Source organism: Nocardiopsis sinuspersici (genome assembly GCF_001998325.1).
GTDB lineage: Bacteria > Actinomycetota > Actinomycetes > Streptosporangiales > Streptosporangiaceae > Nocardiopsis > Nocardiopsis sinuspersici.
Genome location: NZ_MCOK01000001.1, coordinates 5710645 through 5729138 on the forward strand (window position 1 = coordinate 5710645; position 18494 = coordinate 5729138).

Sequence of the window (18494 nt, forward strand, 5' to 3'; positions counted from 1 at the left end):
TCGGCCAGGGTCGGCGGCAACAGGAGGGCGGACGCCGGTGGGGACGAGGGTTCGAGGGCCGTGGGCGGCTGTGCTCGCCGGGGCCGTGCTGCTGGCGACGGCGTGTACGGCGGCTCCGCGGGAGCCGGCGGGGAAGGACGGCGTCACCGAGGCCGCGGACGTGCTGGCCGGTTTCGCCGACCAGGAGCTCGACTGGGGCGAGTGCGACAGCGGTGCGCCCGGCACCGAGTGCGCGACCTACGAGGTGCCCATGGACTACGACGCCCCCGGGGGCGAGCGTATCGAGATCGCGGTCAAGCGGTTCCCCGCCGAGGGCGGCGACGCCCTGGGCTCCCTGGTGGTCAACCCCGGCGGACCCGGCGGATCCGGGTACGACTTCGCCGACCACGCCCCCTACATCGTCAGCGACGCGGTACGCGAGAAGTTCGACGTGGTCGGGTTCGACCCGCGCGGGGTCGGGCGCAGCTCACCGCTGACCTGTCTGGAGGCCGGGGGCATCGACGACTTCCTCGGCGGGATCGACGGCGTCGAGGGCGACGGCGACATGGCCGAGGTGAGCGACGCGGAGCTGAAGGAGTTGCAGGAGGACAGCCGCGGCTTCGTCGAGGCCTGCGAGGCCAACGCTCCCGAGCTCATGCTGCACATGGGCACCGCCAACGTCGCCCGCGACATGGACATCCTGCGCGGCCTGCTCGGCGACGAGCGGCTCACCTACCTGGGCGCCTCCTACGGCACCCACATCGGAGCCCAGTACGCCGAGCAGTTCCCCGACCGGGTGCGCGCTCTGGTGCTCGACGGAGCCATGGACCCCAGCCAGGGACAGCTCGAACTCAGCGTGCAGCAGGCGAACGGCTTCAGGACCGCCCTGCGGTCCTTCGTGGAGGACTGCCTCGCCCGGCCGGCCTGCCCCCTCGGCGGTTCCGGCGACAGCGTGGACGACGGTGTCGGGGCGCTGAGCGGCTTCCTGGCGGACACCGCCGAGAACCCCCTGTCCAACAGCATGGACGACCGCGAGGTCAACCGGGCCCGCGCGGAGCTGGGCGTGCTCGCGGCCCTGTACACCGAGGACTGGTGGCCGCGCGTGCGCGAGGGCCTCACCGCCGCGATGGGCGACGGTGACGGCACCATGCTGATGCAGCTCGCCGACGACCTGTACAGCCGCGGGGACACGGCCGCCTACGAGAACTCCACGGCGGCGCTCATCGCGGTGAACTGCTCCGACTCGCCCAGTCCGCGCGACGTGGAGGCCTACGCCGACGCCGCCGCCGAGGCCGCCGAGGAGGCGCCGATCTTCGGCCCCGCGCTGGCGTGGGGCGCGCTGCCGTGCGCGTACTGGCCGGAGGAGGCGGTGGCCCCCTCCACCGAGCTCGACGGGGCGGGGGCCGACCCCGTCATGGTGGTGGGCACCACGCGGGACTCGGCCACCCCGTACGCGTGGGCCGAGGCGCTCGCCGAGCAGCTGGACTCGGGCTTCCTGCTGACCCGGGACGGCGACGGCCACACCGGTTACCGGATGGGCGACCGGTGCATCGACGAGACCGTGGACGCCTACCTGATCGACCTCGCCGTGCCCGAGGACGGGATGGTCTGCGCCTGACCGGGGCCACGGACATGTACCCGGCACTCCGCTGAGGCGCTAGACTGGTGACCGCTTCGCCGCGGGTGACACGCGGCGCGGCGCCGCCTTAGCTCAGTCGGCAGAGCGATTCACTCGTAATGAATAGGTCGTCGGTTCGATTCCGACAGGCGGCTCAGACACCAGGCCCGCCCGGTCATCCGGGCGGGCCTGCGGCGTTTCCGGGCTCTCCCGCTCCCGTCGGCGACGTCTCGGGGTACGTCCCCCGGGGGACGCTGTCCATGTACCGGTCGTCGGATGTGTACCGCCGGAAACGTGGGTAGGCGCACGATATGAGCTTGATGTTCATGTTGTTCGCGTTATCAGGGGCCCTTCTGGTGCTGGGCGGTGGCTCCTACGCGCTGCGCTGGATCCTCGCGCGCAGGAACGGGACGGCCGCGGCGGATCTCCCGGTGCCCGAACCGCAGGTGGAGCCGGAACCGCAGGTGGGCGGATACGTTCCCGCGCCCCGCGAGTCCGACGGGCTGCCGCCCGCCACGTGCGCCCGGGTCCGGGACCTGGTCGCCCTGGACCGGGGCGAGGAGGCGGTGCGGATGGTCCGCGACCGCGTCGGCGTCGATGAGACCCGTGCCCGCAGGATCGTCGCCGGACTCGGCGGCGACGGCAGGATCCTGGAGTCCTGAGGGCCGCGTGCCGCCGGGGTGCTCAGGCGCGCTTCCGGCTCTGGATCCTGCCCCACACGGCGGTGGCCACGAACAGGGCGGCGCCGATGAAGGCGAGCCAGAGCAGGCCTTTGACGACCATGCCGAGGATGGTCAGGACCAGCCACACCGCCAGAAGCACCAGGATGAAGTAGACCATGTCGCCCTCCGAAGACGTGCGTTCGGTCAGGAGACCTACCCGCTTCCGTGACGGCTCGCACACGAGCCCGTGCGTGCGGGGCCGCTCTGGTTCCGGCGCCACCGCGTCACCATCCGCGGGTCCGTGCGCGGGGGCGCTCCCACGACGCCGGGGAGGACGGCCTCGACGGCGCCCGCGAGTCCGTGCGCGGGGGCACCGTAGGGGCCGATGAAGGTTCCCGTGCCTTCGGCGTCCGAGCACGAGGCGGGCCGGGCGCAGCCGTCCCGTCGGAGTGAGTGGAGGGTCGCGGTGGGCCACGGGGGCCTCCCGGGCGTCGGTGCGGACCTCGCAGTCCACACCGGGACCAGAAGGCCCTCACCGGTGTCCAGCGTCCGCCAGGGCGGTTCGCTCGTCACCAACGCGCCGGGGCAGCACGCCTAGGGCCAGGTGCCGTCCACGACGATCCCGTGGTCGGGCCTGCTGCGGTCCAGCCACTCCTGGCGGTTGCGGGCGAAGGCGAGGGACCAGTCGATCTGCCGCTGGTGCAGTTCGGTCAGGCCGACCGAGGCCAGATCCGGGTGCCGGGCGCCGATCTCCTCGGCCAGGGCCAGTGCGGCGGAGGCGTCGCCGGAGGCGGTGTGGGCGTCGGTCAGCTCCACCCCGTAGTACTCGCACATGGCGCCCAGGTTGCGCTTGCCCCTGCGGTAGGGCTCCACGCCCCGGTCGATCACCAGGGGGTCCACCACGGGCGCCGGAGGCCCGCCAAGGCGTTCCGGCAGTGACGGCAGTCCGTGCCGCCCCAGCTCGTAGGAGAGCACGCGGAGGTCGTAGGGGGCGTTGAAGACCACCAGTCCCTGACCGGCGGAGAGGTGGTCGACCAGCGCCTGGCTGATCTCCTCCAGGCACTCCGCGGCCGGGCGCCCCTCGGCGCGGGCCCGCTCCGTGCTGATGCCGTGGACGGCGACGGCGTCCGCGGGGATCTCCCGGGGGCCGGGGTCCACCAGCCAGGTGCGGGCCTTGCCCTCGCGGTCCACCAGCGCGGCCGACACCAGGAAGGCGGCGTCGGGGTCGCGGGAGGAGGTCTCGGAGTCGAAGCCCAGAAGGGGAGAGGTGTGCCAGCCCGGGTGGTCGCCCCGGGCGGGAGGGGTCGGGCGCGGCTCGTGCTCGGCGCAGTAGGTGCGCCAGCGGCCGCCCTCCCTGACGACGACACCCTCGCCGGAGCCGACCGCGGTCTGGCAGTCGGTGCATGTCCCGGGGTAGCGGTTGCGCATGGGTTCCTCTCGGGCCGAGTGGTCGGCACTGCCGTGAACAGCGGCGATTCGGGAACATCGTAGAACGGCCCGGTGACAGTCCGGAGACGAACGCGTGCGGAGGCACATGTGGCTCGTGTGTGCGAGTGCCGACTTCTGGGGAAGGGAGAGGATATGAGTCTGGAAGAGGCATCACGTCAACTGGAAGCCGCCATCCACGACGCCCGGGTCTCCTACGACTGCATTCTGCTGGAGGAGCTGGACCGGGCGCACACGAACGCCATCACCGCGCGTGCCGCCGTGGACGCCGCGGAGTACGCCCTTCGGGTGGAGCTGGAAAGACGGCAGTCAGCGGGGGAAGGGACGTCCGAGACCTCGGAGACGGCGGACTGATCCACGACTGAATCGAACACACTTTCGAACAAGGGGTATGCTGAGGGCATGCCCGATCAGTCGCTGACGCCGGACTGGCCCGCGAGTGTCCACCCGCCCGGTTCGGACTCCTTCGAGCAGACGGCCCTGGTGTGGCTGTTCGACCACGTGCCCGCCGACTACCGCCTGCACGGCGTCCTGCGGCGCCATCCCGTGGCCCTCTCCCGACTGGCCCGCCAGTACGTCTCCTCGGCGCTGGAGGCCGCTCGGGAGGGGTACCGCACGGCGCGGATCGACCTGCGCGACCACCTGCCCGCGCACGCCCTCGACCAGGTGATGAACGCCTACCTCGCCGAGGGGCAGCGCATGGCGGGGGTCCTCAGGTCGGTCGAGGCGGTCGACGCCGCCCTGCGCGCGGCCGCCGCCGAACGGAGTGCGCATGAGTGACCTCCCGCGTCCGGGCGGACGCTCAGGCGGTCACACGGACCACCACGGCCACCTCGTCGCCCGTGTTCACCAGGAAGTGGCCGCTCCTCCCGGAGCTCCCGGCCGCGCCCACCACCCGGACCCGGTCCGCGGCGAGTTCCGACGCCGAACGCACCTGCCCGTCGGGAGCCGAGGTGATCAGATGGGCGCGACCGCTGACCAGGTACAGCACCTCCATGCCGCGTGCCCGGGCGGAGCGCGGAGCGGAGCCGGACACGAGGTCGTTGGGTTCGAGCACCACCGCGGTCACGCGGAGCCTGCCGCCCGCGTGGCGGCGGGCGGCGCGGGGAGCGGGCTGCCAGTGCCCTCGCCGGGCCGGCCACAGGGTGGGTCCGACCAGGGCGGCGGCGCCGCGGGCGGCGGCCGCCAGGCGTCCGAGGGTCGGCAGGCGGCGCTCGCCCAGGTGTGCGTAGCCGGAGCGGCGTCCGGCGTCCACCACGTCACCGATGCCCTCCGGGGAGACGCCGGGGGTCCGGGTGGTGACGGTCTCCGAGGTGGGCAGGACGGCGGTGCTGGAGAGAGTGCTCTGGGGCATCGTGAGAGGATCCTTCACGTGTGCGCGCCCCGGGAACGGGAGCGCGCGGATGTCGTCTGGTGGGCCCCGGCCTGCCGGGGCGGCAGGTGCGGCTCCGTGCACACGTGCGGAGACGGAGATCACCCTGCGGGATGTGCCCGCGGCCGGATCACCCGGTGGGGTGGACGGCGCGGCGGGGCACTCGGTGAGCGGTGGCGTGTGGGAACGCGCGAGGGCTCAGCGACGACAACACGGACACGCCGCACGGGCCAGACGGCTGGAGGCCCCGGGGGCCGTACGAGCCATGGCGTCGGTGCGGGTGTGCGGATACATGGGTGTAAGGAGATCAGCAAAGTCAGGGAGGAGTCAAGCGGTGGTCCGGCGAGCCCGCGTGCCGATTCCCCGCCCGGCTGCTTTCCGGGTGTGTTGCGGGCCGCGCCCCGCGGTGGTGACATGTGGAACCCGAGTACGGTGTGCGGCTCCGCAGGAAGAGGCGTCCTCCCCTCAGCCGTAGTGACAGGAGCGGCCGTTATGGCATCCGTCCCCAGAAGGCGCAGTTGAACCCCGAGGCACCGGGGCTGTGGGCGCGTGTGCTGGTACGCGCGCTCGTCACCACGGCCGCCGGGGTGATGGCGCTCGGCTTCCTCGGCCCCGGGGCCGCCGCGCTGGTCACGGCCCTGGCCGTGCTCACCTTCGTGTTGCTGTGGCTGCGCTCCCGCACCCCGTGGCCGATGGACGCGGAACCGGGCTCCGGCGCCTCCCGGGGGCCGGAACGCCGCCCCCTCGACGGGGGCTGAACCGCCCGGCCGGCACCGGCGCCCCGTCCCCGGACATGCCACGGCCCGGCGGGGATCCCCGCCGGGCCGTCGTCACAACGGGACCGGGTGGCCGCCGCCTATTTGCCGCCCTCGAGCTTGCCGCCGTCGAGGTCGGAGATGTGCGAGGGGTCGCCGTGCGCCCCGGCCTCCTCGGCGCGCTTGACCGAGGTCACGATCTCCTGCTCGGCCTCGTGGCGGCCGACCCAGGTGGCCCCCTCCACGGACTTGCCGGGCTCCAGGTCCTTGTACACCGTGAAGAAGTGCTCGATCTCCAGGCGCTCGAACTCGTTCACGTGGTGAATGTCACGCAGGTGCTCCTGGCGCGGGTCCGTCGCCGGGACGCAGAGCAGCTTGTCGTCGCCCCCCGCCTCGTCGCGCATACGGAACATGCCGATGGCGCGGGCCCGGATGAGGCAGCCCGGGAAGGTCGGGGCCTTGAGCAGGACGAGAGCGTCCAAGGGGTCACCGTCCTCGCCGAGGGTCCCCTCGACGAACCCGTAGTCGGCGGGGTAGGTCGTGGAGGTGAACAGCATGCGGTCGAGACGGATACGGCCGGTCTCGTGGTCCACCTCGTACTTGTTGCGCTCCCCCTTGGGGATCTCGATCGTAACGTCGAATTCCATGCTGTTTTCGGCTCCCAATGCGACTAATGTCGCCGTATATCTACAACGTCAGGCCGCGACACCGAAGGAAGGGCAGGTGCCCCGGGTGCGACGGGTACGAGGCGAGGCGCTCTTCGCGCTGGCCCTGCTCAACATATTCGTGCTGGTCACCGGGTTCGTCGCCCTCGACGTGATCGAGGCACGACCGCTTCCCGTGGTGCCAAACCCGGTCACGGACGCCGAGGGCGTGGCGGCGGCGGAACCCGCGGCCTCGACTCCGGCGGACCCGGAACGGATCGCGGATGTCCTCGATGATCCCATGTCGGCTTCGGGGATCGAGGAGGGCCTCTCCGCTTTCGTCGTCGACGGCGCCACCGGTGAACTCCTCTTCGACCAGAACCCGGACACAGCCGTGACCCCGGCGTCGACCACGAAGATCGTCACGGCCGTCGCCGTACTGGACGCCGTCGGCCCCGACCACGTGCTGCGCACCGAGGCCTACCTCGATCCCGACCGGGGCCGGGTGGTACTGCGCGGCGGAGGCGACGCGACACTGACCGCGACCGCCGACTCCGCAGCTTACCCGCAGGTAGCCACACTGGAGGAGCTGGCCGAGCGCACCGCCGAGGCCCTGGCGGCGGAGGGGACCGACACCGTCTCCCTGGGCTACGACGACTCGATGTTCACCGGGCCCACCTCGCCGCCGGGCTGGAAGCCCAACTACATCCCCGAGGGGAACGCCGCCCCCGTCACCGCCCTGATGATCGACTCCGGCCGGGTCTCCCCCGAGGCCAGGGGCTACGGCTCGCGTTCGACCGAGCCGTCGGTGCACGCGGCCCGCGCCTTCGCGGAGCAGTTGGAGGCGGCCGGGACCACGGTCGAGGGGGAACCCGTCCCCGCCACCGCATCGGGAACCCCGATCGCCTCGGTGGCGTCGGCCCCGATGGCTGTGCTGGTCGAGAACATGATGCTGGCCAGCGACAACATCATGGCCGAGGCCATCGCCCGGGTCGCCGCGGTCGAGACCGGCCACGAGGCCACCTTCGCGGGCGCCACCGAGACCACCCACCAGGTCATGGCGGACCTGGGTGTGGAGGGGGTGCGGCTGTCCGACAACAGCGGCCTGAGCACGAGGAACGAGATCACGCCGCGGGCCCTGGTCCAAGTGCTGCGGCTGGCCGCGGACAGCGAGCACTCCGACCTCAACGCCGCCCTCACCGGGCTGCCCACGGCCAACTCCACGGGCACCCTGGCCAAGGCGGGCCGCTACTCCTCGTACTCCGCCGCGCACGAGGGCGCCGGTCTGGTGCGCGGCAAGACCGGGACCCTGAACGGGGTGAGCACGCTGGCCGGAAGCATCCGCGACCAGGAGGGCAACACGTTCTTCTTCGCCTTCATGGCCAACCACCCGCTGGCCCAGGGCTCCCACCTGGACACCCTCGCCGCCGCGCTCAGCCAGTGCGGCTGCTCCTGAGCGCGCCGCCGCCGGGTGCGGATCGGGGTGTCCTGGGGGAGATCCCGGGCCGTACCCGGAATTGCGTCCCTGATCCCCGTGCCCATCGGCACCGCGTGGGTAGGGTGGCGGTGTGACTGTGATCGACTGGGACGTAGCCGTCAACACCGGCGTTCGCCTCGTGCGCCCTGGGCCTCAGGTGGACCTGTCCGACGCGCGGCAGGCCGTGGTGCAGTTGCGCGAGCTTTCCACCGTGGCGGCCGGGCACGTGCGCGAATTCACCGGAATGAACCCCCTCGAACCAGCGGGCCCCGCGGTCGTCGTGGACCGCCCCGGCTGGATCCGAGCCAACGTCGACGGGTTTCGAGTGGTCATCGAACCCGTACTCGAACAGATGGGCGCCGACCGGCCCAGCAACAGCCCGTCCGCGAACCTGACCAGCGCGGTCGGCTCCCGGATCACCGGGATGCAGCTCGGTGCGGTGCTGTCCTACCTGGCGGGGAAGGTCCTCGGCCAGTACGAGCTCTTCCTGCCGCCGGACCCCGACGGCAGCCTGCCGACCGGGCGTATGACCCTGGTGGCGCCCAACATCGTCAGCACCGAACGCGAGATGGACGTCGACTCCCGGGACTTCCGACTGTGGGTGTGCCTGCACGAGGAGACCCACCGCATGCAGTTCACGGCCACGCCGTGGCTGCGCGGCTACGTCCAGGAGCTCATGCAGGAGCTCCTGCTGTCGTCGGAGATGGACGCCGCCGACCTCGTCAGCAGGCTGCGGTCCGCGGGCGAGGCCGTCGCGGACGCCGTCCGCGGCAACGGCGAGGGCAACCTCATCACCGCCATCCAGAGTCCGGAGCAGCGGGAGATCATGGACCGGGTCACCGCGGTCATGAGCCTCGCCGAGGGCCACGGCGACTTCGTCATGGACGCGGTCGGACCCGAGGTGGTGCCCACGGTCGCCACCATCCGCGCCCGCTTCCAGAAGCGCCGTGCGTCGGTCAACCCGGTCGACCGGATCATGCGCCAGCTACTCGGCATGGACATGAAGATGCGCCAGTACGAGGAGGGGGCCGCCTTCGTCCGCGCGGTGGTGGCCGACGTCGGCATGGCCGAGTTCAACAGGGTCTGGACGTCGAGTGAGACCCTTCCCACCCTGGCGGAGATCCGCAACCCCACCGCCTGGGTCGACCGGGTCGTGCGCCCGGCCGCCATCACGGAGTGAGCGGTCCGCACCCCGCCGTGGCGGCCGTGCGGTCGGCGGTGCGGCGGGCGCTGTCCGCCCTGCCCGCCGACACCACGGCGCTGGTGGCGTGCAGCGGCGGCGCCGACTCCCTGGCCCTGGCCGGCGCGCTGGCCTTCGAGGCACCGCGCGCGGGCCGAGGCGCCGGGGCGGTCACCGTCGACCACGGGCTCCAGGAGGGCTCGGACGAGCGCGCCGAGTCGGTGGCCAAGGCCCTGCACGGACTCGGCCTCCACCCGGTCCTGGTCCACACCGTGGAGGTCGGCGGGCGGGGCGGCCCCGAGGCCGCCGCCCGACGGGCCCGGTACGAGGCGCTGGACGACGCGGTCGCCGACCACGCCCCGGCGGTGGTCCTGCTCGGCCACACCCTCGACGACCAGGCCGAGACGGTCCTGCTGGGCCTGGCCCGCGGCTCGGGCGCGCGCTCCCTGGCGGGGATGGCCCCGCGCACCGGCCACTACCTGCGTCCCCTGCTCGACCTGGACCGCGCCACCGTGCGCGAGGCCTGCGACCGGATGGGGCTGGACGCCTGGGAGGACCCGCACAACGCCGACTCCCGCTTCGCCCGCTCCCGGGTGCGCCACCAGGCGCTGCCCGCCCTGGAACGGGCACTGGGCCCGGGGATCGCCGCCGCCCTCGCCCGTACGGCCGGGATGCTGCGCTCCGACGCCGACACCCTGGACCTGCTCGCCGGTGAGCTGTACGCCGAGGCGTCCGGGAACGCGCCCGCGGCCCCGGGCGGACCGGAGCTGGCGGTGGCGCCGCTGGAGGCGGCCCCCGAATCCCTGCGCACCCGGGTGCTGCGCCGCGCCGCGCTGGCCGCGGGATGCCCGGCCGGCGCGTTGACCGCCCGGCACGTGCGCGAGCTGGACCGTCTGGTCACCGAGTGGCGTGGCCAGGCCCACATCGACCTGCCCGGCGGCGTACGCGGCCGCCGTGTCGCGGACCGGATCCGCTTCGTGTGAGGCGCCCGTGCGTGTCCGGCGTGTCCCGCCCGCGGACACGCCGTTCCGGTGGAGGGGGCCGCGGCCCGGCGCCGCCGCCGTGTTCGGCACGTTTATCCTGGTTGCCGCAAGCGGGGAACCCAGCAGCGAGGACAACGAGCGTGGACGCTAAGGACATGGGCCAGGACCTGGAGAAGGTCCTGGTCACCGAGGAAGAGATCAGGACGCGCCTGGAGGAGATGGGCGCCCGGATCGACGCGGACTACGCGGGCAAGGACCTGCTCATCGTCGGAGTGCTGAAGGGCGCGGTCATGGTCATGGCCGACCTCGCACGGGTACTGCACACCCCCGTCTCCATGGACTGGATGGCCGTCTCCTCCTACGGGGCCGGAACCACGTCCTCCGGGGTGGTCCGTATCCTCAAGGACCTGGAGACCGACATCAAGGACCGGAACGTCCTGATCGTCGAGGACGTCATCGACTCGGGTCTGACCCTGTCCTGGCTGATCGGCAACCTGAGGTCGCGCGGTCCCCGGTCGGTGGAGGTCTGCACCATGGTCCGCAAGCCGTTGGCCTTCGACGTCGACCTCGACGTCAAGTACATCGGCTTCGACCTGCCCAACGAGTTCATCATCGGCTACGGCCTCGACTACGCCGAGAAGTACCGCAACCTGCCGTTCATCGGCACACTCGCACCGCACGTCTACGAGAACTGACCCGGGCCGCCGGGTGCGGCCCCGCGAGGGCCGCAGGGGAACGGGCGGAGGCCGTACCGGGAACAACACGGCGGTGCGCGATCGTTGCTCCCATGACGGCCCCCGTCCGTTCCCGCGCGGTACGCCCGCCCGGCGGGGCGAGGTGTACCGTCGAATATCCCGGCATACCGCGGGGGTACCACGTGTCCGTTAGGTCCTGCTTCGGAAAGTCCTCTGAGGCGGGCGGCCTGGTCAGGAGGGACGGACCCGACAGGGTTTCGCTCACATGAATCTGAAGCGCTTTTTCCGCGGCCCGTGGATATGGATCCTGGCCGTCGGCCTCATGCTCATCATCGGTTTCCGCGTGTTCGACGTCGGTGGCGGTCCTCAGCCCGAGGAGACCGACATCTCGCAGGTCCACCAGCTCATCGAGCAGGACCAGGTGGACAACGCCGAGATCATCGACCGGGACCAGCGCATCGTGCTGACCACGGTCGACGGTGAGATCTACGAGGCGTACTGGGTCGAGGGCCAGGGACTCCAGTTGGCGGAGATGCTCCAGACCTCCCTGGACAGCGAGGACACCAACCTCGAGTCCTACGAGGTCTCGGTCGCCACCACGCCCGTCTGGACCACGGCCCTGTTCAGCCTGCTGCCGCTGATCATCATCATCGTCATCTTCTGGTTCATCTTCAGCCAGATGCAGGGCGGCGGCTCGCGCGTGATGAACTTCGGCAAGTCCAAGGCCAAGCTCATCACCAAGGACACGCCCAAGAACACCTTCTCCGACGTCGCCGGCGCCGACGAGGCCATCGAGGAACTCCACGAGATCAAGGAGTTCCTCCAGAACCCGGCCAAGTTCCAGGCGATAGGGGCCAAGATCCCCAAGGGCGTGCTCCTGATGGGCCCGCCCGGTACGGGTAAGACCCTGCTGGCCCGCGCCGTCGCCGGCGAGGCCGAGGTCCCGTTCTACTCCATCTCCGGCTCGGACTTCGTCGAGATGTTCGTCGGTGTCGGCGCCTCCCGTGTGCGCGACCTGTTCGAGCAGGCCAAGGCCAACGCGCCCGCGATCATCTTCATCGACGAGATCGACGCCGTCGGCCGCCACCGCGGCGCCGGTATGGGCGGCGGGCACGACGAGCGCGAGCAGACCCTCAACCAGATGCTGGTCGAGATGGACGGCTTCGACGTCAAGGGCGGCGTCATCCTCATCGCCGCCACCAACCGGCCCGACATCCTCGACCCGGCGCTGCTGCGTCCCGGCCGCTTCGACCGGCAGGTCGTCGTGGACCGCCCCGACATGGACGGCCGCCGCGACATCCTCAAGGTCCACTCCAAGGGCAAGCCCATGGCCGACGACGTCGACTTCAACGTCATCGCCCGCCAGACCGCCGGGATGACCGGTGCCGACCTCGCCAACGTCATCAACGAGGGCGCGCTCCTGTCCGCCCGCGGTGACTACAAGGTCATCACCCACGCCATCCTGGAGGAGGCCATCGAGCGGGTCATGGCCGGGCCCGAGCGCAAGACCCGTGTGATGTCCGACCAGGAGAAGAAGGTCATCGCCTACCACGAGGGCGGCCACGCCCTGGTGGGCCACGCGCTGCCCAACTCCGACCCGGTGCACAAGATCACCATCCTGCCGCGCGGCCGCGCCCTCGGCTACACGATGTCGGTGCCGACCGAGGACAAGTTCCTCACGTCCCGCTCGCAGATGATGGACCAGCTCGCCATGATGCTCGGCGGACGCGCCGCGGAGGAGCTCGTCTTCCACGAGCCCACCACCGGTGCGGGCAACGACATCGACAAGGCCACCGCGCTGGCCCGCAACATGGTCACCGAGTACGGCATGAGCGAGCGTCTGGGCGCCCGCAAGTTCGGCTCCTCCAACACCGAGCCGTTCCTGGGCCGGGAGATGTCGCACGCCCGCGAGTACTCCGAGGAGATCGCCTCCATCATCGACGAGGAGGTGCGCCGCCTCATCGAGTCCGCGCACGACGAGGCCTACGACGTCCTCGTCGAGTACCGGGACGTCCTGGACGACCTGGTCGTGGCTCTCCTGGAGAAGGAGACCCTGAGCAAGAGCCAGGTGCTGGAGATCTTCGAGCCCGTGCGCAAGCGCCCGAACCGAGGCTCCTACACCGGCTACGGCAAGCGCCAGCCCTCCGAGCGGCCGCCCGTGCGCTCGAAGAAGGAGCTGGCCAGGCTCAACGGCGCCGAGCTCCCGTCCTCCGCCACCACCGGACAGCTGCCCGGATCGTCCGCCGGTACCGAGGGAGACGAGTCGTGAGCAGCGAGGACGAGCAGCTACCGCCCAGGTCCGTGGACCGTCCGCGCGTCGAGAAGGCCATCCGCGAGATCCTGATCGCCATCGGCGAGGACCCCGACCGCGACGGCCTGCTCAAGACCCCCGAGCGGGTCGCCAGGGCCTACGAGGAACAGTTCGCGGGCCTGGGACAAAAGCCCGGCGACGTGCTCACCACGGTGTTCGAGGCGGACCACGAGGAGATGGTCCTGGTCAAGGACATCGAGCTCTACTCCACGTGCGAGCACCACCTGGTGCCGTTCTACGGGGTGGCGCACGTGGGCTACATCCCCGGCGCCGACGGGCGCATCACCGGCCTGAGCAAGCTCGCCCGCCTGGTGGACGTGTACGCGCGCCGGCCCCAGGTGCAGGAGCGGCTCACCGGGCAGGTGTCCGACGCGATCATGGGCCACCTCCAGCCGCGCGGCGTCATCGTCGTGATCGAGGCCGAGCACCTGTGCATGACCATGCGCGGGGTGCGCAAGCCGGGGGCCAAGACCGTCACCTCCGCGGTGCGCGGAATCTTCCGCAGCAGCGACCGGACCCGCTCCGAGGCGATGAGCCTCATCCTCGACCGCAGGTAGCCGCAGGTAGCCGCAGGTAGCCGTAGGTGGTCGCAGGTGGTCGCAGGTGGTCGCAGGTGGTCGCGGGTAACCGGGGGTAGGGGCCGTCGGGTCCGGGTTCCCCGGCCCCGTCGAACGAGGGCAGCACGCCGCCGACGGGGTGGGAACCCCCCTTGTCCATGAGATCCCACAACGGGGCTCGTCCGCCAGGGGGAGTCCACGGCCTGTGGACGAGTGGTGCCGCGAACACCCGCGCGAGGGGCGGGGGAGACGCTCCCCCGCCCCTCGGCGTACGCGTAGGGTGATCCTTATGGGGCCGAAACACACACTTCCGGGCCTGCCCGACCTCGGGCGGTGCCTGGTCATGGGGGTCGTCAACGTCACCCCCGACTCCTTCTCCGACGGCGGCGCCTGGTTCGACCCCGACAGGGCGGTCGAACACGGGGCGCGCCTGGTCGAGGAGGGCGCCGACATCGTCGACGTGGGCGGTGAGTCGACCCGTCCCGGAGCGCAGCGCGTCTCCGCCGACGAGGAGCTGCGCCGGGTCGAGCCGGTCGTGCGCGAGCTCGTGGCCCGCGGTGCCGCCGTCAGCGTGGACACCATGCGCGCCGAGGTGGCGGAGAGGGCCGTGGAGGCCGGAGCCGTCCTCGTCAACGACGTCAGCGGCGGGCTGGCCGACCCGGCCATGGCACGACTCGTGGCTTCTTCCGGCGTTGCCTACGTGTTGATGCACTGGCGTGGGCATAGTCATGACATGCAGAGCCGTGCCGTGTACACGGATGTCGTCCAGGAGGTCCTCGATGAGCTCCGCGACCGTATGGAGGCCATGATCAGCGCAGGTGTCGACCCCGGCCAGATCGTTCTGGACCCCGGGCTGGGATTCTCCAAGCGCCCCGAGCAGGCCCACAACTGGGCACTCCTCCACCACCTCGAACGCTTCCACGAACTCGACCGCCCGGTGCTGGTGGCCGGATCGCGCAAGCGCTTCCTGAGCCGGCTGCTCGGCGACCCCGAGGGCGGGGACCGCCCGTTCACCGGGTGCGACGCGGCCACCGCGGCCGTCACCACCCTGGCCGCGGACCGGGGGGCGTGGGCCGTGCGGGTCCACGACGTGCGTCCCAACGCCGACGCCGTGCGTGTGGCCGCGGCCTGGGCCGACGGGGGAGCGAGCCTGGACGAGGGACGCGCCGAGCCGGTGAACCGGGGCGGCCTGTGAAGTCCCGCCAGGAGGTCATGGAGCGCGTGGCGGAGTCCAACGCGCAGTTCTACAGCGCCATCGAGAACGGCGACATCGACCTGATGCGCAGTGTGTGGGCGGAGGAGCACGAGGCACCCGACCTGGTGTGTGTGAACCCCGGCTGGCCGCTGCTGCGGGGGCGCACCGAGATCATGCGCGCCTGGTCGCTGATCATGGCCAACGTCACCTACATCCAGTACGTCCTCACCGAGACCCACATCGGGGTCGGCGGCGACATCGCCATGGTGACGTGCGAGGAGAACGTGCTGACCGCCGAGGAGGACAGCCCCGGCTTCGTCGCGGGCGGACAGGTGGTGACCACCAACCTGTTCGTGGACACCGAGCAGGGGTGGCGGCTGTGGTCGCACCACGCCTCGCCGGTGCTGATGGAGGAGGACGACGAGGGAGAGGCCGAGGATGCGTGACCGTGTCGCGCTCCGCGGACTCCGGGCCCGGGGCCACCACGGCGTGTTCGACTTCGAGCGCAGGGAGGGCCAGGACTTCGTGGTCGACGCGGTGCTCCACCTGGACACCGCCCCGGCCGCGGCCTCCGACGACGTGGGCGACACCGTGCACTACGGCCTGCTCGCCGACCGGCTGGCCGCGATCGTGACGGGGGAACCGGTCAACCTGATCGAGACCCTCGCCGAGCGGCTGGCCGCGGAGTGCCTGGCCGAACCCCTGGTCGATCGGGCGGAGGTGACGGTGCACAAGCCGTCGGCGCCCATCGAGCACGAGTTCGCGGACGTGGCGGTCACCGTCACCCGGGACCGGTCGGAGCCCGGGGAGGGCGGAGGGCGGACCCGGCGGGAACCCGGCGACCTCGGCGACCCCAGGGACCCGGGGGGTCCGCAGGACCCGACGGGATCCGGGGACCGGGGCGAGGGGCGGGTGCGGACGTGACCCGCGCCGTGCTCTCCCTGGGCTCCAACCTCGGGGACCGGATGGCGGCCCTCCAGGGCGCGGTGGACACGCTGCTGGGCGGCGCGGACGCGCCGGTCCCGGTGGCGGTGTCCCCCGTCTACGAGACCGCGCCCGTGGGCGGCCCCGAACAGGGCGCCTTCCTCAACGCGGTCCTCGTCGTGGACACCGGCGGCGGCCCCCGGGACCTGCTGGAGCGGGCCCGGGCCGCCGAGCGGGCCCTCGAGCGGGTCCGCGAGGTCCGGTGGGGGCCGCGCACGCTGGACGTGGACGTCGTCGCGTTCGGGGACGTGCGCGACGACGACCCGGAACTGACCCTGCCGCACCCGCGCGCGCACCTGAGGGCGTTCGTGCTCCGGCCGTGGCTGGACACCGACCCGGGCGCGGAGCTGCCCGGCCGCGGCCCGGTCGCCGGCCTGCTGGCCGCGGTGGCGGCGGAGGACGTCGCGGGCGAGCAGCTGCTGCTCCGGCGCGCGGACCTGGCGCTGCGCCTGCCGGATGAGGGGAACGGGCACTGATGCCGGAGGAGGACGAGCGGAGGATGCGCCCCACCGGGTGGCGGGTCCCCGCGCTGCTGGCGGTGGTCGGCGGTCTCCTGGGGGTGCTGCTCACCAACTCCCTGTCGGGGCTGCCGCCGCTGCCGTGGTCGGCGATCCCGACCCTGGTGCTGCTCGCGCTGGCGGAGGGCTACACGGCCGGGCGGACCCGGCGGCGTATCCGGCGGGAGCCCGGCACCGAGCCGATACAGCCGCTCAGCGCCGCCCGGCTGGTCGCCCTGGCCAAGGCCAGCGCGCTGTTCGCCTCGCTGGCGCTGGGCTTCTTCGCGGGGATGGCGCTGTCGGTGTCGGACACGCTGGTGCTGCCCACCCACTGGAGTGTGTTCCTCACCGCGCTGGGCACGGCGCTGTCGGCGGGGCTGCTGCTCGCCGCCGCCCTCTACCTGGAGTACGCCTGCCGGATCCCCGACGACGAGGACGACGACCCGCCCGGCGTGAGCTAGCGCCGTGTCTCCTTGAGGCTGCGCTGCGCTTCGCCTCGTGCTCGGACGCCGTAGGTACGGGAACCTTCAGCCCCCGCAGGTGCGCCCGCTCGTGCGCGGCCTCCAGAACCCCGTCGGCGCCCCCGCTGTGTCGTCCCTGAGGCTCCGCTGCGCTTCACCTCGTGCTCGGACGCCGCAGGCACGGGAACCTTCGGCCCCTGCGGTGCGCCCGCTCGTGCGCGGCCTCCAGAACCCCGTCGGCGCCCCCGCTGTGTCGTCCCTGAGGCTCCGCTGCGCTTCACCTCGTGCTCGGACGCCGCAGGTACGGGAACCTTGGCCCCTACGGTGCACCCGCTCGTACCTCACGGGCACACCTGCGCGGCCTCCAGAACCCCGTCGGCGCCCTCGCCCCCGGCGGCACAGGACCGAGTCCACCGGACAGGACCCGGCTCCGCGACGGAAGTCGCCCGCGTCGTCCGACGGTTGCCGGCTGAACGGCCGGGGGCGGAGCGCCGGTACGGTCGCGTCCAGCCCGTCGCGCCACCGCGGCTCTTCGGCCGAGGACCCGGTATGGTGAGCGATCGCACCGCCTGGAGGGCCATGGCGGCACTCAGGCGAGAGGGGCCGGGCGACGATGCAGGCGTCAGAGGTCCCGCGCGCGGTGGCCGCGGCCGTGTCGACCGCCTCCTCGCTCGGCCTGACAGCCGACGACGCGGTCGTCCTCCACGACTCGAACAGGCTCACTCTGCGTCTGCTGCCTTGTGAGGTCCTGGCCCGGGTGGCACCCGTAGCGCACCGGGCCGCACGGTTCGAGGTGGAGCTCGCCCGGCGGCTCGCCGAATCCGGGTGTCCCGTGGCCGCCCTCGATCCCCGGGTGGAGCCGCGCGTCCATGAGCACGACGGCTTCACGGTCACGCTGTGGACCTACTACGGGCCCCTGGCGCGTGGAGAGGCCTCACCGGCCGACTACGCCGATGCGCTCGGGCGGCTGCACGCCGGCATGCGCGAGCTCGACGTCCCGGTGCCGCATTTCACGGACCGGGTCGAGCAGGCCCGAGGACTCGTGGCGGACCGCGACCGCACTCCGGCGCTCGCCGACGCGGACCGGGAGCTGCTCGGCGACACGTTGGGAGGCCTGAGACGGGTGATCGGCGAGCGCGGCGGCGCCGAGCAGCCGCTGCACGGCGAGCCGCACCCGGGCAACGTGCTCACCACGGAGAACGGGCTGTTGTTCGTGGACCTTGAGACGTGTTGCCGCGGGCCCGTCGAATTCGACCTCGCCCACGCGCCCGAGGAAGCCGGCGAGCACTACCCGGGTCTCGACCAGGGCCTGCTGCGCGCGTGCCGGATCCTCGTGCTGGCGATGGTCACGACGTGGCGCTGGGACCGAGGCGACCAGTTCCCGAACGGGCGCCGGATGGGCACGGAGTGGCTCAGGCGGATCCGAGCGGCACTCGACCGCGACGGCCTGGACGTCCGTGGCTGACCGCGGACCTTCGAGGTCGTAGCCGACCGGCTGCCGACGCCGGGACCGGGGCGCCGGAAAGAAGCGGGAAAGCAATCTTTCGTCCGACTTCGGCTCCACGCCGAGCCGCTCCGCCGGACCCTTGCCCGCGGATGGTTGACTGACTCCGTGGAGACCAGTGAACCGACCCCGCCGCCGAGCCCCGCCCCACAGGACGGGCGGGACCAGTCGGAC

The 18494-nt window shown here is 72.1% G+C and carries 20 protein-coding genes, 1 tRNA gene and 1 pseudogene; 18 read left to right on the top strand and 4 right to left on the bottom strand.

What is annotated here, in order from left to right; genetic code table 11:
- Positions 1 to 70 precede the first annotated feature (70 nt).
- The 3 genes from NOSIN_RS24705 to NOSIN_RS24715 all read left to right on the top strand — a co-directional run bounded on the left by NOSIN_RS24705 (position 71) and on the right by NOSIN_RS24715 (position 2259).
- Entirely contained in the window at positions 71 to 1597 is a 1527-nt protein-coding gene (locus tag NOSIN_RS24705; RefSeq protein ID WP_077693027.1) for an alpha/beta hydrolase, read from the top strand.
- Between the two features lie 82 nt (positions 1598 to 1679).
- Positions 1680 to 1752: transfer RNA gene (locus NOSIN_RS24710), tRNA-Thr, on the top strand.
- 165 nt (positions 1753 to 1917) lie between these two features.
- Positions 1918 to 2259 (top strand): hypothetical protein, encoded by a 342-nt coding sequence (locus tag NOSIN_RS24715; protein ID WP_309232732.1) that lies wholly within the window; start codon positions 1918 to 1920, stop codon positions 2257 to 2259.
- 22 nt (positions 2260 to 2281) lie between these two features.
- Here the strand turns inward: NOSIN_RS24715 and NOSIN_RS27400 are convergent, their stop codons facing one another.
- Both NOSIN_RS27400 and NOSIN_RS24720 read right to left on the bottom strand, forming a co-directional pair.
- Positions 2282 to 2437, bottom strand: a complete 156-nt coding sequence (locus tag NOSIN_RS27400; protein WP_170293597.1) for a hypothetical protein — start codon at positions 2435 to 2437, stop codon at positions 2282 to 2284.
- A 416-nt stretch (positions 2438 to 2853) separates the two neighbouring features.
- The gene (locus tag NOSIN_RS24720) at positions 2854 to 3687 is read right to left on the bottom strand and encodes an exonuclease domain-containing protein (protein ID WP_077693029.1); all 834 of its coding nucleotides are present in this window, start codon (positions 3685 to 3687) and stop codon (positions 2854 to 2856) included.
- A gap of 153 nt (positions 3688 to 3840) precedes the next feature.
- Between NOSIN_RS24720 and NOSIN_RS24725 the strand changes: the two genes are divergently transcribed.
- Both NOSIN_RS24725 and NOSIN_RS24730 read left to right on the top strand, forming a co-directional pair.
- Positions 3841 to 4059, top strand: a complete 219-nt coding sequence (locus tag NOSIN_RS24725) for a hypothetical protein (RefSeq protein ID WP_077693030.1) — start codon at positions 3841 to 3843, stop codon at positions 4057 to 4059.
- 48 nt (positions 4060 to 4107) lie between these two features.
- Positions 4108 to 4485, top strand: a complete 378-nt coding sequence (locus tag NOSIN_RS24730; protein ID WP_077693031.1) for a hypothetical protein — start codon at positions 4108 to 4110, stop codon at positions 4483 to 4485.
- A gap of 22 nt (positions 4486 to 4507) precedes the next feature.
- On the opposite strand, the gene NOSIN_RS24735 is transcribed toward NOSIN_RS24730, so the two are convergent.
- Positions 4508 to 5059 carry a hypothetical protein gene (locus NOSIN_RS24735; RefSeq protein WP_077693032.1) on the bottom strand — a complete coding sequence of 184 codons (552 nt, stop codon included), beginning with the start codon at positions 5057 to 5059 and terminating at the stop codon, positions 4508 to 4510.
- Between the two features lie 536 nt (positions 5060 to 5595).
- Between NOSIN_RS24735 and NOSIN_RS24740 the strand changes: the two genes are divergently transcribed.
- Positions 5596 to 5835 carry a hypothetical protein gene (locus NOSIN_RS24740; protein ID WP_077693033.1) on the top strand — a complete coding sequence of 80 codons (240 nt, stop codon included), beginning with the start codon at positions 5596 to 5598 and terminating at the stop codon, positions 5833 to 5835.
- Positions 5836 to 5933: 98 nt separating this feature from the next.
- Here NOSIN_RS24740 and NOSIN_RS24745 read toward each other — a convergent pair whose 3' ends face one another.
- A complete protein-coding gene (locus NOSIN_RS24745; protein WP_170293596.1) occupies positions 5934 to 6479 on the bottom strand; it encodes an inorganic diphosphatase in 546 nt (181 codons plus the stop codon).
- An 85-nt stretch (positions 6480 to 6564) separates the two neighbouring features.
- On the opposite strand from NOSIN_RS24745, the gene dacB reads away from it, so the two are divergent.
- The 12 genes and pseudogenes from dacB (at position 6565) to NOSIN_RS24805 (ending at position 18281) form a co-directional block, all read left to right on the top strand.
- Positions 6565 to 7932 (top strand): D-alanyl-D-alanine carboxypeptidase/D-alanyl-D-alanine endopeptidase, encoded by a 1368-nt coding sequence (gene dacB, locus NOSIN_RS24750; RefSeq protein WP_077693760.1) that lies wholly within the window; start codon positions 6565 to 6567, stop codon positions 7930 to 7932.
- A gap of 118 nt (positions 7933 to 8050) precedes the next feature.
- Positions 8051 to 9133, top strand: coding sequence for a zinc-dependent metalloprotease (locus NOSIN_RS24755; RefSeq protein ID WP_077693035.1), 1083 nt, complete (start codon positions 8051 to 8053; stop codon positions 9131 to 9133).
- Positions 9130 to 10116, top strand: coding sequence for a tRNA lysidine(34) synthetase TilS (gene tilS / locus NOSIN_RS24760; protein WP_077693036.1), 987 nt, complete (start codon positions 9130 to 9132; stop codon positions 10114 to 10116). The genes NOSIN_RS24755 and tilS overlap by 4 nt, the downstream gene beginning before the upstream one ends.
- A gap of 140 nt (positions 10117 to 10256) precedes the next feature.
- Complete coding sequence (gene hpt / locus NOSIN_RS24765; protein ID WP_171986635.1) at positions 10257 to 10811, top strand: hypoxanthine phosphoribosyltransferase; 555 nt, start codon at positions 10257 to 10259, stop codon at positions 10809 to 10811.
- A gap of 265 nt (positions 10812 to 11076) precedes the next feature.
- Positions 11077 to 13080 (top strand): ATP-dependent zinc metalloprotease FtsH, encoded by a 2004-nt coding sequence (gene ftsH, locus NOSIN_RS24770; protein WP_077693038.1) that lies wholly within the window; start codon positions 11077 to 11079, stop codon positions 13078 to 13080.
- Positions 13077 to 13679 (top strand): GTP cyclohydrolase I FolE, encoded by a 603-nt coding sequence (gene folE / locus NOSIN_RS24775; protein WP_077693039.1) that lies wholly within the window; start codon positions 13077 to 13079, stop codon positions 13677 to 13679. Before ftsH ends, folE begins: the two co-directional genes overlap by 4 nt.
- A gap of 289 nt (positions 13680 to 13968) precedes the next feature.
- A complete protein-coding gene (folP, locus tag NOSIN_RS24780; RefSeq protein ID WP_227014593.1) occupies positions 13969 to 14874 on the top strand; it encodes a dihydropteroate synthase in 906 nt (301 codons plus the stop codon).
- On the top strand, positions 14871 to 15320 hold the full coding sequence (locus tag NOSIN_RS24785) for a nuclear transport factor 2 family protein (protein ID WP_077693040.1): 450 nt from the start codon (positions 14871 to 14873) through the stop codon (positions 15318 to 15320). The genes folP and NOSIN_RS24785 overlap by 4 nt, the downstream gene beginning before the upstream one ends.
- Positions 15313 to 15669 (top strand): annotated as a pseudogene (gene folB, locus NOSIN_RS24790) (dihydroneopterin aldolase); the annotation flags it as partial. The gene NOSIN_RS24785 and the pseudogene folB, both read left to right, overlap by 8 nt.
- A 125-nt stretch (positions 15670 to 15794) precedes the next feature.
- Positions 15795 to 16334: a 2-amino-4-hydroxy-6-hydroxymethyldihydropteridine diphosphokinase gene (folK, locus tag NOSIN_RS24795; RefSeq protein ID WP_077693042.1), complete on the top strand. Its 540-nt coding sequence runs from the start codon at positions 15795 to 15797 to the stop codon at positions 16332 to 16334.
- A complete protein-coding gene (locus tag NOSIN_RS24800; RefSeq protein WP_171986636.1) occupies positions 16334 to 16816 on the top strand; it encodes a DUF3180 domain-containing protein in 483 nt (160 codons plus the stop codon). Before folK ends, NOSIN_RS24800 begins: the two co-directional genes overlap by 1 nt.
- 613 nt (positions 16817 to 17429) lie before the next feature.
- Entirely contained in the window at positions 17430 to 18281 is an 852-nt protein-coding gene (locus NOSIN_RS24805; protein WP_077693043.1) for a phosphotransferase enzyme family protein, read from the top strand.
- Positions 18282 to 18494 lie beyond the last annotated feature (213 nt).

Coding starts and splice junctions, on each gene's coding strand:
- NOSIN_RS24735 (WP_077693032.1), bottom strand. CDS start 5,059: ATGCCCCAGAGCACTCTCTCCAGCACCGCCGTCCTGCCCACCTCGGAG.
- NOSIN_RS24745 (WP_170293596.1), bottom strand. CDS start 6,479: ATGGAATTCGACGTTACGATCGAGATCCCCAAGGGGGAGCGCAACAAG.
- NOSIN_RS24715 (WP_309232732.1), top strand. CDS start 1,918: ATGTTCATGTTGTTCGCGTTATCAGGGGCCCTTCTGGTGCTGGGCGGT.
- NOSIN_RS24720 (WP_077693029.1), bottom strand. CDS start 3,687: ATGCGCAACCGCTACCCCGGGACATGCACCGACTGCCAGACCGCGGTC.
- NOSIN_RS24805 (WP_077693043.1), top strand. CDS start 17,430: ATGCAGGCGTCAGAGGTCCCGCGCGCGGTGGCCGCGGCCGTGTCGACC.
- NOSIN_RS27400 (WP_170293597.1), bottom strand. CDS start 2,437: ATGGTCTACTTCATCCTGGTGCTTCTGGCGGTGTGGCTGGTCCTGACC.
- folP (WP_227014593.1), top strand. CDS start 13,969: ATGGGGCCGAAACACACACTTCCGGGCCTGCCCGACCTCGGGCGGTGC.
- NOSIN_RS24725 (WP_077693030.1), top strand. CDS start 3,841: ATGAGTCTGGAAGAGGCATCACGTCAACTGGAAGCCGCCATCCACGAC.
- NOSIN_RS24800 (WP_171986636.1), top strand. CDS start 16,334: ATGCCGGAGGAGGACGAGCGGAGGATGCGCCCCACCGGGTGGCGGGTC.
- ftsH (WP_077693038.1), top strand. CDS start 11,077: ATGAATCTGAAGCGCTTTTTCCGCGGCCCGTGGATATGGATCCTGGCC.
- NOSIN_RS24730 (WP_077693031.1), top strand. CDS start 4,108: ATGCCCGATCAGTCGCTGACGCCGGACTGGCCCGCGAGTGTCCACCCG.